This window comes from Streptomyces composti, assembly GCF_012034205.1.
GTDB lineage: Bacteria > Actinomycetota > Actinomycetes > Streptomycetales > Streptomycetaceae > Streptomyces > Streptomyces composti.
In genome coordinates this window covers 112858-127904 of the sequence record NZ_JAATEM010000009.1, presented here as the reverse complement: position 1 = coordinate 127904, position 15047 = coordinate 112858, and the positions used below count along the sequence as shown (strand labels likewise).

General features: G+C 70.2%; 9 protein-coding genes and 1 pseudogene. 5 read left to right on the top strand and 5 right to left on the bottom strand.

Annotated elements, in window-relative coordinates:
- Nucleotides 1–5: 5 nt before the first annotated feature.
- Both dxs and HCJ93_RS09585 read left to right on the top strand, forming a co-directional pair.
- Nucleotides 6–1928 carry a 1-deoxy-D-xylulose-5-phosphate synthase gene (gene dxs, locus HCJ93_RS09590; protein ID WP_167993059.1) on the top strand — a complete coding sequence of 641 codons (1923 nt, stop codon included), beginning with the start codon at nt 6–8 and terminating at the stop codon, nt 1926–1928.
- Nucleotides 1929–2086: 158 nt separating this feature from the next.
- Complete coding sequence (locus HCJ93_RS09585; protein WP_167993058.1) at nt 2087–3601, top strand: amino acid permease; 1515 nt, start codon at nt 2087–2089, stop codon at nt 3599–3601.
- A 20-nt stretch (nt 3602–3621) separates the two neighbouring features.
- On the opposite strand, the gene HCJ93_RS09580 is transcribed toward HCJ93_RS09585, so the two are convergent.
- Nucleotides 3622–3993 (bottom strand): PIN domain-containing protein, encoded by a 372-nt coding sequence (locus tag HCJ93_RS09580; RefSeq protein ID WP_167993057.1) that lies wholly within the window; start codon nt 3991–3993, stop codon nt 3622–3624.
- Between the two features lie 89 nt (nt 3994–4082).
- On the opposite strand from HCJ93_RS09580, the pseudogene HCJ93_RS09575 reads away from it, so the two are divergent.
- The 3 genes and pseudogenes from HCJ93_RS09575 to HCJ93_RS09565 all read left to right on the top strand — a co-directional run bounded on the left by HCJ93_RS09575 (nt 4083) and on the right by HCJ93_RS09565 (nt 8292).
- A pseudogene (locus HCJ93_RS09575) lies at nt 4083–5126 on the top strand (hypothetical protein).
- Entirely contained in the window at nt 5123–6394 is a 1272-nt protein-coding gene (locus tag HCJ93_RS09570) for a nucleotide sugar dehydrogenase (protein WP_167993056.1), read from the top strand. The pseudogene HCJ93_RS09575 and the gene HCJ93_RS09570 overlap by 4 nt, the downstream one beginning before the upstream one ends.
- Nucleotides 6391–8292 carry a glycosyltransferase gene (locus HCJ93_RS09565; protein ID WP_309141356.1) on the top strand — a complete coding sequence of 634 codons (1902 nt, stop codon included), beginning with the start codon at nt 6391–6393 and terminating at the stop codon, nt 8290–8292. Before HCJ93_RS09570 ends, HCJ93_RS09565 begins: the two co-directional genes overlap by 4 nt.
- Before the next feature lie 107 nt (nt 8293–8399).
- On the opposite strand, the gene HCJ93_RS09560 is transcribed toward HCJ93_RS09565, so the two are convergent.
- The 4 genes from HCJ93_RS09560 to HCJ93_RS09545 form a co-directional block, all read right to left on the bottom strand.
- The gene (locus HCJ93_RS09560; RefSeq protein WP_167993054.1) at nt 8400–9833 is read right to left on the bottom strand and encodes a polysaccharide deacetylase family protein; all 1434 of its coding nucleotides are present in this window, start codon (nt 9831–9833) and stop codon (nt 8400–8402) included.
- 54 nt (nt 9834–9887) lie between these two features.
- A complete protein-coding gene (locus tag HCJ93_RS09555) occupies nt 9888–11339 on the bottom strand; it encodes a cellulose binding domain-containing protein (RefSeq protein ID WP_167993047.1) in 1452 nt (483 codons plus the stop codon).
- A gap of 144 nt (nt 11340–11483) precedes the next feature.
- Complete coding sequence (locus HCJ93_RS09550) at nt 11484–13613, bottom strand: 3-hydroxyacyl-CoA dehydrogenase NAD-binding domain-containing protein (protein WP_167993045.1); 2130 nt, start codon at nt 13611–13613, stop codon at nt 11484–11486.
- A complete protein-coding gene (locus HCJ93_RS09545) occupies nt 13610–14830 on the bottom strand; it encodes a thiolase family protein (RefSeq protein WP_167993043.1) in 1221 nt (406 codons plus the stop codon). Before HCJ93_RS09545 ends, HCJ93_RS09550 begins: the two co-directional genes overlap by 4 nt.
- Nucleotides 14831–15047: the final 217 nt, after the last annotated feature.

Sequence of the window (15047 nt, the reverse complement as noted above, 5' to 3'; positions counted from 1 at the left end):
CACGGGTGCCGCTGCTGACCCGCATCAGGGGACCGCGCGATCTGGACCGGCTCAGCCAGGAGGAGCTGACCCAGCTGGCCCAGGAGATCCGGACCTTCCTCGTCGACGCGGTCTCCAAGACCGGCGGCCACCTCGGCCCCAACCTCGGTGTGGTGGAGCTGACCATCGCCCTGCACCGGGTCTTCGAGTCGCCGAAGGACAAGGTGCTCTGGGACACCGGGCACCAGTCGTACGTGCACAAGCTGCTCACCGGGCGGCAGGACTTCTCCCGGCTGAAGATGAAGGGCGGCCTGTCCGGCTACCCCTCCCAGGCCGAGTCCGAGCACGACGTCATCGAGAACAGCCACGCCTCCACCGTGCTCGGCTGGGCCGACGGCATCGCCAAGGCCAACCAGCTCCTGAAGCGCGACAGCCACGTCGTCGCCGTGATCGGCGACGGCGCCCTGACCGGCGGCATGGCCTGGGAGGCGCTGAACAACATCGCCGACGCCAAGGACCGCCCGCTGGTCATCGTCGTCAACGACAACGAGCGCTCCTACGCGCCCACCATCGGCGGCCTGGCGAACCACCTGGCGACCCTGCGCACCACCGACGGCTACGAGCGTTTCCTGGCCCGCACCAAGGACCTCCTGGAGCGCACCCCGGTCGTCGGCCGCCCGCTCTACGACACCCTGCACGGCGCCAAGAAGGGCCTGAAGGACTTCATCGCCCCGCAGGGCATGTTCGAGGACCTGGGCCTGAAGTACGTCGGCCCGATCGACGGGCACGACATCGAGGCCCTGGAGTCCGCCCTGGCCCGCGCCAAGCGGTTCAACGGCCCGGTGATCGTGCACTGCCTCACCGAGAAGGGCCGCGGCTACCAGCCCGCCCTCCAGGACGAGGCCGACCGGTTCCACGCCGTCGGCAAGATCCACCCCGACACCGGGCTGCCCATCGCCACCGCAGGCGCCGACTGGACCTCCGTCTTCGGCGACGAGATGGTCAAGCTGGGCGAGGAGCGCGAGGACATCGTCGCCATCACCGCGGCCATGCTCCAGCCGGTCGGCCTGGACAGGTTCGCCAAGCGTTTCCCCGACCGGGTCTACGACGTCGGCATCGCCGAGCAGCACGGCGCCGTCTCCGCGGCCGGCCTCGCCCACGCGGGCGTGCACCCGGTCTTCGCCGTCTACGCCACCTTCCTCAACCGCGCCTTCGACCAGGTGCTGATGGATGTCGCCCTGCACAAGTGCGGCGTGACGTTCGTGCTGGACCGGGCCGGCGTCACCGGCACCGACGGCCCCTCGCACAACGGCATGTGGGACATGTCCATCCTGCAGGTCGTCCCCGGCCTGCGGCTGGCCGCCCCGCGCGACGCCGACCAGGTGCGCGCCCAGCTGCGGGAGGCCGTCGAGGTGGACGACGCGCCGACCGTGGTGCGCTTCTCCAAGGGCGCCGTCGGACCCGCCGTCCCGGCCGTGGGCCGCGTGGGCGGCATGGACGTGCTGCGCGAGCCCGGCACCGACACCCCGGACGTGCTGCTGGTCTCCGTCGGCGCCCTGGCGCCGATGTGCCTGGAGGTCGCCGAGCTGCTCGACAAGCAGGGCATCTCCACCACCGTCGTCGACCCGCGCTGGGTCAAGCCGGTGGACGAGGCGATGGCTCCGCTCGCCGAGAAGCACCGCGTCGTCGTCACCGTGGAGGACAACTCGCGGGTCGGCGGAGTCGGCTGCGCCATCGCCCAGGCGCTGCGCGACACCGGCGTCGACGTCCCGCTGCGTGACTTCGGCATCCCGCCGCGCTTCCTCGACCACGCCTCCCGCGCCGAGGTGCTCGCCGAGATCGGCCTGACCGCGCCGGACATCGCCCGGCAGGTCACCGGCCTGGTCGCCAAGCTGGACGGCCGGTACGAGCGCTCCGCGGTCGGCTCCGTGGAGGCCGCGCGCGACTGACCCGCGCGCACTCCGCCTTTCCTGATCGCCCGATCGGGCCGCCCCCGCCACCGTGATGAGTGGCGCGGGCGGCCCGTTTGCGTGAGGGTGCTGGTACCGGGGCATACGACCTACGCCCCCTCTCGATCATGTCGAGGATGACAAGCGTGGGAGGTACTGTGACCAGCCCCCTCTTCAGGACGAAGAACGTCGAGCAGTCGATCCTCGACACCGAGGAGCCAGAGCACGCGCTCAAGAAGTCCTTGTCCGCGCTCGATCTGACCGTCTTCGGCGTCGGTGTCATCATCGGCACCGGCATCTTCGTCCTCACCGGCACGGTCGCCAAGAACAACGCCGGGCCCGCGGTGGCCCTGGCCTTCGTGGTGGCCGGAGTGGTCTGCGCGCTCGCCGCGCTCTGCTACGCCGAGTTCGCCTCCACCGTCCCGGTGGCGGGCTCCGCCTACACGTTCTCGTACGCGTCCCTCGGTGAGCTGCCCGCGTGGATCATCGGCTGGGACCTCGTCCTGGAGTTCGCGCTCGGTACGGCGGTGGTGGCCGTCGGCTGGTCGGGCTACATCCAGTCGCTGATGGGCAACGCGGGCTGGGAGATGCCCGCCTACCTGGGCAGCCGGGAAGGCTCCGACGTCTTCGGCTTCGACATCCTCGCGGCCGGGCTGGTGCTGGTCCTCACCGGCATCCTCGTCCTCGGCATGAAGCTCTCCGCCCGGGTCACCTCGATCGTCGTCGCCATCAAGGTGACCGTCGTCCTCGTCGTGATCATCGCCGGCGCGTTCTTCATCACCTCCAGCAACTACAAGCCCTTCATCCCCGAGTCGCAGCCCGTGGAGGCGGGGCAGAGCCTCGACGCGCCCCTGATCCAGCTGATGTTCGGCTGGGCGCCGGCGAACTTCGGCGTCATGGGCATCTTCACGGCCGCCTCGGTCGTGTTCTTCGCGTTCATCGGCTTCGACATCGTCGCCACCGCCGCCGAGGAGACCAGGAACCCTCAGCGCGACATGCCCCGCGGCATCCTCGGCTCGCTGTTCATCTGCACCGCGCTGTACGTGCTGGTGTCCATCGTCGTCACCGGAATGCAGCACTACAGCGAGCTGTCCGTGGACGCGCCGCTCGCCGACGCATTCAAGGCCACCGGGCATCCCTGGTTCGCCGGCTTCATCAGCTTCGGCGCCGCGGTCGGCCTGACGACCGTCTGCATGATCCTGCTGCTCGGCCAGACCCGGGTCTTCTTCGCCATGAGCCGCGACGGGCTGCTGCCGCGGTTCTTCTCCCGGGTCCACCCGCGCTTCAAGACCCCGCACCGCCCGACCATCCTGCTCGGTGTGCTGATCGCGGTGCTCGCCGGCTTCACCCCGCTGAACGAGCTGGCGGCACTGGTGAACATCGGCACGCTGTTCGCCTTCGTGATCGTCGCGATCAGCGTGGTCATCCTCCGCCGGACCCGCCCCGACCTGCCGCGTTCCTTCCGCACGCCGTGGGTCCCGTTCCTGCCGCTGGTCTCCGTCGCCGCCTCTCTGTGGCTGATGCTGAACCTCCCGGCCGAGACCTGGGTGCGGTTCGCCATCTGGATGGCGATCGGCATCGTCGTCTACTTCCTCTACAGCCGCGGCCACAGCCGCCTCGCCAGGGAGGGGCAGACGGCGGCACCGGGCCGGTCCGGCAGGCCCGGTCCCTGACAGCCGCTGACCCCTCCGGATCAGCCGCGCACCGATCGCGGGCCCGTGACCTCCGCGCCGAGTTCCGACACCCGGCGCCGGAGGTCGCGGTCGGCCGTGACCACCAGCACCCGCCGCCCCGCGGCCTGTGCCACCAGCCGCACGATGTGATCGTCCCCGCTCCCCGGCGCCTCCTCCACCTGCACGCCCGGCACCGGAGCCACCCCCTTCGCCGCCCCTTCCACCACCATCACGATCTCCACCGGCCCCTCGTGCCCCGGCAGCCCCGCCGCCGCCAGACGGTCCCGCAACCGCTCCGCGGCCCCCCGCCGGTCCCGCCACCATCCGTCCGGCACGGAGCCGACCACATTGGCGGCATCGACCATGACCAGCAGAGCAGCAGCGTCGTCCATACGGCCCAGCGTCGCACGGAACGTGAGCGGCGCGCGGCTCCCGAGCCCGGCGGGACGGCCGCGGCGACGGGCCCTTCAGGGTGAGACGGGTGAACGGCGACTGGCTTCTGTGCGGTCGGGACGGCCGCCTCGTCGTCTGTTGCCGTCGGACGACGCCGTGCCGTGCCGAGCGGAGCTTGCTCCTGGCGGACCCTGGGAGTCGCCGCGGAGGGCCGGCGGGCCGCAGCGGCTGCTGCCGGGGGCGGCCCTCGGGCAGGGCCCCGACCGGTACACGCATCCGGTGGCCTGGCGGCCCACCGTCTCCGGGGAGGCGGGGCTGGTGCACTCGACCCACTTCCGGCCCTGGCTTGCGGCGCTGGACTCCGCCCCCGTGGGGCATCCGGACGACAAGGGAGGCAGGACGGCGACTCCTGCCGTGGCCGTGGACGCCCAGGGGCGGGCCCATGTCTTCGTGCGGAACAACAACGGCGGGGTGAGCCTGCTCGCCCGGAAGGAGAAGGGCGGCCGGGGGCCTGGGCCGGTCTCGGGGGAGAGGACGTGCAGGGGCACCTGGCCGCCGTCACCGGAGAGTCGGGCCGGGTGGAGCTGTACGGGGCCGAGGCGGGGAGGCTGCTGCACTGGCGTCAGGAGGAGGCGGGGAAGCGCCCGGTGCCGGGGGAGGGGACCGACGCCGGTGTGGAGCCGGGGACGTCGTGTGCGCCGGCCACGTCGGCGGAGCGTACGACCGCCTTCTTCACGGACGCGGGCGGGGCGTTGTGCGCCGGCGGCCGGGGGAGAAGCCCGTGGCGCTGTTCGCGGCGGCCGGGCCGGGGCCCGTGCGTGCCGTGCGCTGTCTGACCGGGGGGCACGACTGCACCGTGCCGGCCCAGCGGTCGGCGAGCGGTCGGGGCCTTCGCCGCGTATCCGGCCGAGCAGGAGTCGGCGGGGCCCGGTGGACCGAGTCGGGGCCGCGGCTGCCCGATGACGCGCGGGTGGGCCTCGCCCTGGATTCGAACAGGGAGCTGGTGGCGGCCACGTTCACCCCGTCCACGGGGAGCCTGATGATCACCCGGCGCAAGGACGAGCCGGGGCTCGCGCTGCCCGCGTGCGGCCTGCTCGTGGCCGAGCAACGGGGTTGGGGAATGGTGTCGTGAGCAGATCCTCCACGACGGATCTTGTCGTTGTCGGACTCGGCTACGTGGGGCTGCCGTTGGCCCGCTCCGCCGCCGCAGCCGGACTGAAGGTGGTCGGCCTCGACCGCAGCCGCCAGGTGGTCGACGGTCTCAACAGCGGCCGCTCGCACGTGGACGACATCACCGACGCCGAGGTCGCCTCGATGCTCGAGCAGGGCTTCCGCGCGTCCGACCGGCCCGAGGAGATCGCCGAAGCCGCCGCCGTCGTCGTCTGCGTGCCCACCCCGCTCACCGAGTACGGCTCCCCGGACCTCGGTGCCGTGCACGCCGCGGTCGAGGACATCGCCACCCACTTCAGGCCGGGCACCCTCGTCGTGCTGGAGTCCACCACCTACCCGGGCACCACCGACGAGGTGGTCCGCCCCCGCCTCGAGGCCGGCGGCCTCAAGGCCGGCCGGGACTTCCACCTCGCCTTCTCGCCCGAGCGCATCGACCCGGGCAACGCCTCCTTCGGCCTGGAGAACACCCCCAAGGTCGTCGGCGGCGTCACCGCCGACTGCACCAAGGCCGCCCGCGCCCTCTACGAGCGCTTCGTGGCCCGCGTGGTCAAGGCCAAGGGCACCCGTGAGGCCGAGATGGCCAAGCTGCTGGAGAACACCTACCGGCACGTCAACATCGCCCTCGTCAACGAGATGTCGATGTTCTGCCGGGAGATCGGCGTGGACCTGTGGGACGCCATCCGCTGCGCCTCCACCAAGCCGTTCGGCTTCGCGCCCTTCTACCCCGGGCCCGGCGTCGGCGGGCACTGCATCCCGATCGACCCCAACTACCTGTCCTACAAGGTGCGTTCGCTCGGCATCCCGTTCCGCTTCGTGGAGCTGGCGCAGGAGATCAACCAGCGCATGCCCGTGCACGTGGTCAACCGCGCCGCCGACCTGCTCAACGACGAGGGCAAGGCGGTCCGCGGCTCCCGGGTGCTGCTGGTCGGCGTCACCTACAAGCCGGACATCTCCGACCAGCGCGAGAGCCCCGCCCTCGCGGTCGCCGAGAACCTGATCGCGCGCGGCGCCGACCTGGTCTACTTCGACCCGCACGTCGAACACTGGACCGTCGGGGGCGAGACGATCGAGCGCGCCGGCGACTACCTGGCCGCCGCCGGGGCCGCCGACCTCACCATCCTGCTCCAGCCCCACCGGGAGATCGACCTGGACATGCTGGCCGACCGCGCCCGCAAGCTGTTCGACACCCGCGGAAAGACCTCCGATCATCCCCGGGTGGTCAAGCTGTGACGACTGAGGATACGTACATACCCGGAGCCGTCGACTCCGACGGGCGCCGAGCCCATCGCAAACGACGGCACCTGAAGGTCTCGTACCTCTTCTTCATCGCCATCGCCGCCGTCATCGCCACCCGGCTCGACTCCGACTCGCTGCACCTGTACTCCATGGGCGCCATGGGCCTGCTGGGCCTGAAGATGTTCGGCGCCCTCTTCTACCGTCCCGCCAAGGCGGGCCGCGAGGAACTGCAGTACCTCGAGGAGTGCTGGGTCACCGCGGTCATCCCGATCTACAACGAGGACCCGGTGATGTTCGAGCAGGGCATGCGCTCCCTGCTCGCACAGAGCAGGCTGCCCAACGAGATCCACATCATCGACGACTGCAGCGCCGACCCGGCCGGCATCCGGGCGGCACGGAAGCTGCGCCCCGAGTTCGAGGCCAAGGGCGTCAAGTACACCGTCAGCGTCCAGCCGGAGAACAAGGGCAAGCGCGAGGCGCTGGCGCTCGGCTTCGAGGCGGCCCCGTACTCCGACATCTTCCTGTGCGTGGACTCCGACACCGTGCTCTCCCGGGACACGGTCCGTGAGCTGCTGCTGCCGCTGGCCGACGAGAAGATCATGGCCTCCACGGGCATGGTCCTCGCGCTCAACCACGACAGCAACGTCTTCACCCGCCTGCAGGACCTGCGTTACGGCAACTCCTTCCTCTTCGAGCGGGCCGCCTACTCGCGGCTGAAGTCCGTCCTGTGCTGCTGCGGCGCCCTGTCGGCGTACCGCGGCTCGCTGGTGCGCAAGTACCTGCCGGACTTCCTCAACCAGCAGTTCCTGGGCAAGCCGGCCGTCTTCGGCGACGACCGCCGCATGACCAACTACTGCCTGATGGAGGGCCAGGTCGTCTTCCAGGAGACCGCGGTCGGCTACACCGCCGTCCCCGAGAAGCTGCCGCACTTCCTGCGCCAGCAGGTCCGCTGGAACAAGTCCTTCTTCCGCGAGTCCCTGTGGGCCTTCCGGCACCAGAAGAAGTACCGCCCGGCCTTCTGGCTGACCTGCATGGAGCTCGGCCTGTGGCTGGTGTTCGGCTCGGCCATGTTCTACTCCATGGTCATCCTGCCGATCATGCACCCGTCCCGGTTCCTCGACCACATCGCCGACTACGCGCTGTTCATGGTCCTCATGGGCTATCTGCGCAACGTCCGCTACCTGGACTTCCCGCGCCGCGGCATGGGCTTCATCAAGCGGTTCGGCATGTTCCTGCTGGCCCCGCTGTACGGCCTGATCCAGCTGTTCCTGCTGACCCCGCTGCGCTTCTACGCCCTGCTCACCCTGCACAAGGGCAGCTGGGGCACCCGCCAGGGCGGCGTCGAGGTGTCCGTGGGCGGCGACCACGAGGCCGAGATGACGGAGATCTGGGAGGAGGAAGACCCCTACTCCGACAAGAAGGTCACCGAGACGCTGCAGCTGATGCGCCTGGAGGGCGTGGCGCTGCGCACCCGGCCCCGCCCCGCCTACATTCCCAGCCAGCCGCAGCCGCTGCCCGGGTACGACGAGCAGCTGCACCAGAACATGCCGCAGCAGCCCGTCCGCTGGGGCACCCCCGCGGCGGCCCAGGCGCCCGCCCCGGCCCCGGCCCCGGTACCCGCGTCGGCCGGCTACGGCGGTGGCCGGCAGTGGCAGCAGGGCGGTGCCCAGCCGGGCCCGTACCCGCAGCAGCAGTCCTATCCGCCGCCGCAGCACCACCAGCAGCCGTACCCGCAGCAGGGGCAGCAGCCATACCCGCGGCAGGGGCAGCAGCCGTACCCGCCGCAGCAGGGGCATCCCCAGGCACCGCAGCAGCGCGGCCCGCACCACCCCGGCCACCCGCCGCAGGACCCGGACTGGCCGCAGAACGGCGGTCAGGGCGGCGGCTGGTAGCCGCCGGCGCGGACGCCGGTGCCCCCGGTCCGCACCACCGCACGACGAAGGGGCGGCCCTGATCGGGCCGCCCCTTCGGCACGTCCGCCACGACGTGTCGTGCGCGCCTACTTGTAGTAGGCCATCGCCTCCTCGACCGTCACCACCGGGATGTCCCGGTCCTCGAGCTCCTGCATCAGCTTGGTGAGCCCCGCCGTGCCGATCTCGGTGCTGGTCTTCGGCGTACCCTCGACGATCTTGTGCAGGCACAGGATGAGCCAGTCGCCGCTCTCCGCGCACCGGTCGAGCCTGCCGCCCTCCTCGGTCAGCTGGGACAGCGCGGTGCCGCCGATGCCCTTGCCGTCGGTGATGCCGGTCAGCGACTTCAGCCGGTAGGGGTTGGCCGGGGCGAAGGACTCGATGGTCTCGGAGATGATCGAGCGGGCGGTGGTGAAGTGCCGGCTGGCGATCAGGTCGACCGGGACGCCGTCCTTGGTCTTCTGGAACGCCCCGTGCGGGTAGGCGAAGTGCTCGCTGGTGAAGCCGTTGGACACCAGCCACTCCCGCAGCTTGCGGAAGTCCTCGTCGGCCTCCTCCGCGGTGAGCTTCGGGTAGCTCTTGGTGTGCACCTCGTTGGCGTAGGAGTGCCCGGCCATCTCCCAGCCGGAGAAGTTCTGCATGGACCGCATCTGGTCGACGGTCAGGAAGCTCCCGGTGCCGATGGCGTCGGCGATGTTGTAGATGGTGCCCGGGAAGCCGAAGGAGTCCATGATCGGCCGGGCCAGGTCGTGGATCGACTTGTGGGAGTCGTCGAAGGTGATGGAGACGACACCCTTGGGGAAGACACCGGTGGTGTCCGGTATCAGCTCCACGGCCTGGAGCCGGTAGGTCACCTGCCCGCCCGCGTCGTCGTACACCGCGAACGACATGTCGGTGAAGCCGGTGGTGGTGGACGGCTTGCCCGCGGCCGAGATGCTGTACGCGCCGGCCGCGCCGCTGACATCCGCCCACTGCAGGTGGACCGTCACCCACTCTCCGGACTGCACATAGTTGGCCGCGGTCTTGGAGTGGACGTGGAAGTTCCAGACGAAGTAGTTCGTCAGCCCGCCGCTGCCCAGGTAGAAGACCATCTTGGCCAGGTTGCTCACGTCGTCGACGCGGAACAGCAGCCGGATCATCTTGCCGGTCGCGTTCACCTCGGCCATGCCCGTCCTGCGGACGTAGGACTGCTTGCCGGTGCCGTTGGTGGTCACCCGCACCGACTGGGTGCCCCGCACGAACTGGCTCGTGTCGTTCACCTCGGCCGAGGCCGTGCCCGCGCCGCCCGCCTTCCAGCCGTGTCCGTCCTGGAACTGCTGCGACCAGGAGGCCCGGCGGTTCCTGGGGCGCCGGCCGGAAGGAGCGTAGGGCGGGGGAGTGGTCAGCCCCCCGATCGCCCCCTCGGCCGCCGCCTGCGGGGCGGCCGCGGACTGGGCCGCGACATTGCCGAGCCAGGCGCCACCGCCCGCCATCGCCACACCGCCCGCTCCGCCCATCAGCAGCGCGGCCCGGCGGCTGACCACCGGCCTGTCACTCGCAGCGGCACGACCGTGTGCGCCCGCCCGCCTCTTGCCCACTTATGACTCCTGAACCGTGTCGAAGTAGTTCCTGCCGCTCTCGGCGAAGTCCTCGACCTGGGCCTGGACTTCCTTCGCCGAGAGGGTGTCGTTCGCGTTGTAGTAGAGCCAGTCGACCTTCATGTCCCAGGCCCGCTCGCCCTTGAACGGCAGGTCGATGAACCAGTGGTTGAAGTTCACCGACATTCCCGCGCGCGGGGCGTACTTGCCGCTGCTGACGAACAGCTTCTTGCCGTCGATCCAGTAGGAGACGACGTCGTCCTTGACCCGGATCATCACGGTGTGCCAGGCGTCGAGGCTCTTGTTGGTGGTCTGGTAGACGCGGTCGTTGGTCTTGTGGTCGTACCAGGTCACCGTGTCGAGCTTGGGCCCGGGGCGGCCCCAGCCGCCGTTGGGCATGTACTCGTTGTCCAGCTCGCTGTAGGCCGCGCCCTTGCCGCCGATGGTGTAGAAGGTCTGGTTGACGTGGTCGCCCTTGTCACCGGTGGTGGGCTTGTCGCTGAAGTGGATCCGGGCCGCGTAGGTGCCCTCGCGGAACTTGCTCGCAGCGGTGCCCAGGCTGGCCTGCTTGGTGCCCGCCTCGGTGCCGTCGGTGCTGGCCCGCAGCCGCAGCACCTGGCCGGAGTTCAGGGCCTGCTCGTCGCCGGGGAAGGTGACGCCGTCGGCCGACCAGGTGTTCTCGATGCCGGGGCCGCCCTTGCTGGTGCGCACCAGCCAGCCGTGCTTGAACAGGGCCGGGTCCTTGGCGCCGAGGTAGTCGAAGTTGTCGAAGAGCACGCCCTCGGGGACCTCCGGCACCGGGTCGGCGGCCGCGGTGGCCTTCGCCTTCGAGCGGTCGTCGGCCGGCTTGGTGCCGTCCGGCTCCTCGCCCCAGACGAGCACGCCCTTGTTGTACGCGGTGACCTTCCGCGCCTCGCGGTAGCTGGTCATCTTCGCGTCGAAGGAGCGGTCGTCGGCCTGATCGAGCTTCTTGTGGTCGGTGCGGAACAGCTGCAGGTCGATGCCCTTGCTGTTGGCCCCCGGCTGCAGCGTGCCCGCGGCCCTGCTGAACCGTATCTCCAGATAGCGGTCGGCGTTTCCGGCCGGTTTGTCCATCTCCACCACCCGGCCCGCCAGATTCGAGCAGCCGAAGGCGGCGTTGACGCAGTTGAAGGCGTAGGACGCGGACTCGTCCGCCGTGAACCAGTACCGCAGTGTGACGTCGCTGAGCGGCAGCGGCTTGTCCGTCTTGTTGAACACCTCGAGCGAGGGCCTGGCCGCGGGAGCCGTGGCCGGGGTGTCGGTGCGGTAGCGCACCAGCAGCTCGGGCGGATCCGGATTCGCCTTCTTGTACAGGGGCTTCCAGTACGGGTACGTCACCGTGGCGCCTGCGGCGAGCACGGCCACGACCAGCAGCAGCCGTATCTTGGGCCAGACCCGGCGTCGGGGTGGGCGGCGGCGGGTGGACGCCACGGGGACTCCTCAGCGAAACAACACGATGTTCGTGTGAACAGGTGGTGGGATGGTGTGGAGATCCTATCGGTACCTGTGTGACGAAAGGGGGCGGGCCGCACGGATCGTTATCCGTGCGGCCCGCCCCCTTCGCAGGGACGGCGGTTACGCCGGGACGCTCGCCACGCCCGGGGCCAGGAACCGCTTGCCGTTGACGCGCTCGGAGACGCCCTCACGGTCCAGGTACGGCGTGATGCCGCCCAGGTGGAACGGCCAGCCGGCGCCGGTGATCAGGCACAGGTCGATGTCCTGCGGCTCGGCGACCACGCCCTCCTCGAGCATGAGGCCGATCTCCTGCGCCACCGCGTCCAGGACGCGGGCGCGCACCTGCTCCTCGGTGAGGACCGTGTCGCCCTGCTTCAGCAGCGCGGCGACCTCCGGGTCCAGCTCCGGCTTGCCGCTGTCGTAGACGTAGAAGCCGCGCTTGCCCGCCTCCACGACCGCCTTGAGGTTCGGGGAGACCTTGAAGCGGTCCGGGAACGCCTTGTTGAGCGTCTCGGAGACGTGCAGACCGATCGCCGGGCCGACCAGCTCGAGCAGCACCAGCGGCGACATCGGCAGCCCCAGCGGCTCGACGGCCTTCTCGGCGGTCTCCACCGGGGTGCCCTCGTCGATGACGTTCTGGATCTCGCCCATGAAGCGGGTCAGGATGCGGTTCACGACGAACGCCGGGGCGTCCTTCACCAGCACCGCGGTCTTCTTCAGCTTCTTGGCGACGGCGAACGCGGTCGCCAGCGACGCGTCGTCGGTCTTCTCGCCGCGGACGATCTCCAGCAGCGGCAGCACGGCGACCGGGTTGAAGAAGTGGAAGCCGACGACCCGCTCGGGGTGCTTCAGCTTCGACGCCATCTCCGACACCGACAGCGAGGAGGTGTTGGTGGCGAGGATCGCGTGCTCCGGGGCGACCGCCTCGACCTCGGCGAACACCTGCTGCTTGACGCCCATCTCCTCGAACACGGCCTCGATCACGAAGTCCGCGTCCGCGAAGCCCTCGGCCTTGTCCAGGACACCGGTGACCAGCGCCTTGAGGCGGTTGGCCTTGTCCTGGTTGATGCGGCCCTTGCCGAGCAGCTTGTCGATCTCGGCGTGGACGTAGCCGACGCCCTTGTCGATGCGCTCCTGGTCGATGTCGGTCAGCACGACCGGCACCTCCAGGCGGCGCACGAACAGCAGCGCGAGCTGGGAGGCCATCAGACCGGCGCCGACCACACCGACCTTGGTGACCGGGCGGGCCAGGTTCTTGTCCGGGGCGCCCGCGGGGCGCTTGCCGCGCTTCTGCACCAGGTTGAACGCGTAGATGCCGGCGCGCAGTTCACCGCCCATGATCAGGTCGGCGAGCGCCTGGTCCTCGGCGTCGTAGCCCTGCTGCAGGTCGCCGTTCTTGGCGGCGGCGATGATGTCCAGGGCGCGGTAGGCGGCCGGGGCGGCGCCGTGCACCTTGGAGTCGGCGAAGGCACGGCCGCGCTCGACGGCCTGGTCCCAGGCCTCGCCGCGGTCGATCACCGGGCGCTCGACCTCGATCTCGCCCTTGAGGACCTTCGCGGTCCAGATCAGCGACTGCTCGAGGAAGTCCGCCCCCTCGAAGATCGCGTCGGCGATGCCGAGCTCGTGGACCTGCTTGCCCTTGAGCTGCTTGTTCTGGTTGAGGCTGTTCTCGATGATCACCGAGACGGCCTTGTCGGCACCGATCAGGTTCGGCAGCAGGGTGCAGCCGCCCCAGCCGGGCACCAGACCGAGGAAGACCTCGGGCAGCGAGAAGGCGGGAACCGCGGCGGACACCGTGCGGTAGGTGCAGTGCAGGCCGACCTCGACGCCACCGCCCATGGCGGCGCCGTTGTAGTAGGCGAAGGTCGGCACGGCCAGCTTGGAGAGCCGCTTGAAGACCTCGTGGCCGCCCTTGCCGATGGCCAGCGCGTCCTCGTGCCGCTTCAGCAGCTCGACGCCCTTGAGGTCGGCGCCGACGGCGAAGATGAACGGCTTGCCGGTGATGCCGACGCCGGCGATCTCGCCGTCCGCGGCCTCCTTCTCCACCTGGTCGAGGGCGGCGTTGAGGTTCGCCAGCGACTGGGGCCCGAAGGTGGTGGGCTTGGTGTGGTCGTGCCCGTTGTCCAGGGTGATCAGGGCGAAGCGCCCGGCGCCCAGCGGCAGGTCGAAGTGGCGCACGTGCGCCTGGGTGACGACCTCGTCCGGGAACAGCTCGGCCGCGCCCTTCAACAGCTCAGCGGTGGTGCTCACTTGTTGCCTCCGTCGAAGTGCGGGTTCTCCCAGATGACCGTCGCGCCCATGCCGAAGCCCACGCACATGGTGGTCAGGCCGTAGCGGACGTGCGGCTGCTCCTCGAACTGGCGGGCCAGCTGCGTCATCAGGCGGACGCCGGAGGAGGCGAGCGGGTGGCCGAAGGCGATGGCGCCGCCGTACTGGTTGACGCGCTCGTCGTCGTCGGCGATGCCGTAGTGGTCGAGGAAGGCCAGCACCTGGACGGCGAAGGCCTCGTTGATCTCGAACAGGCCGATGTCGGAGATGGACAGGCCCGCCTGGGCGAGCGCCTTCTCCGTGGCCGGGATCGGACCGTAGCCCATGACCTCGGGCTCGACGCCGGCGAAGGCGTAGGAGACCAGGCGCATCTTGACCGGCAGGTCGTGCTCGCGGGCGAAGTCCTCGGAGGCGATGATCGAGGCCGTGGCGCCGTCGTTCAGACCGGCAGCGTTGCCCGCGGTGACCCGGCCGTGGACGCGGAACGGCGTCTTGAGGTTCGCCAGGTTCTCCAGGGTGGTGCCCGGGCGCATCGGCTCGTCGGCGGTGACCAGGCCCCAGCCGGTCTCGCCGCCCTCGGGGTTGGTGCGGCGCACCGAGACCGGCACCAGGTCGGCCTGGATCTTGCCGTTGGCGTACGCCTTGGCGGCCTTCTCCTGGGAGCGCACCGCGTACTGGTCGGCGCGCAGCTTGGTGATCTGCGGGTACCGGTCGTGCAGGTTCTCCGCGGTCATGCCCATGAACATGGCGGACTCGTCGACCAGCTTCTCGGAGACGAAGCGCGGGTTGGGGTCCACACCCTCGCCCATCGGGTGGCGGCCCATGTGCTCGACACCGCCGGCGATGGCGACGTCGTACGCGCCGAAGGCGACGGAGCCGGCCACCGTGGTCACGGCGGTCAGGGCGCCGGCGCACATGCGGTCGATGGAGTAGCCCGGCACGGACTGCGGCAGACCCGCGAGGATCCCGGCGGTGCGGCCGATGGTCAGACCCTGGTCACCGATCTGCGTGGTCGCGGCGATGGCGACCTCGTCGATCTCCTTCGGGTCGAGACCGGGGTTGCGGCGCAGCAGCTCCCGGATGGCCTTGACGACGAGGTCGTCGGCACGGGTCTCGTGGTAGATGCCCTTCGGGCCCGCCTTGCCGAACGGGGTGCGGACGCCGTCGACGAAGACGACGTCCCTGACGGTACGAGGCACGATGGCTCTCCTCCAGGTACGGGATGCTGAGCGCTTGCTTAAGCATCATGCTACTTATGAGTAACGTGGCTGCCCACCCCTGGGCGAACGAGCGGCGAAGGTCACACGGATGCACCCGTCGGCGGAGTGTTCAGGGGTGGCCCGGAACCGTCGCGGTGAGCCGTGTCTCACCGTCGCGGACTTGCTCTATGCAACGAGTTGCATAGAGCATCGTGGC

Excerpts from the sequence above, each read along its gene's own strand:
- HCJ93_RS09580 (WP_167993057.1), bottom strand. The coding sequence starts at position 3,993 with ATGGACGACGCTGCTGCTCTGCTGGTCATGGTCGATGCCGCCAATGTG.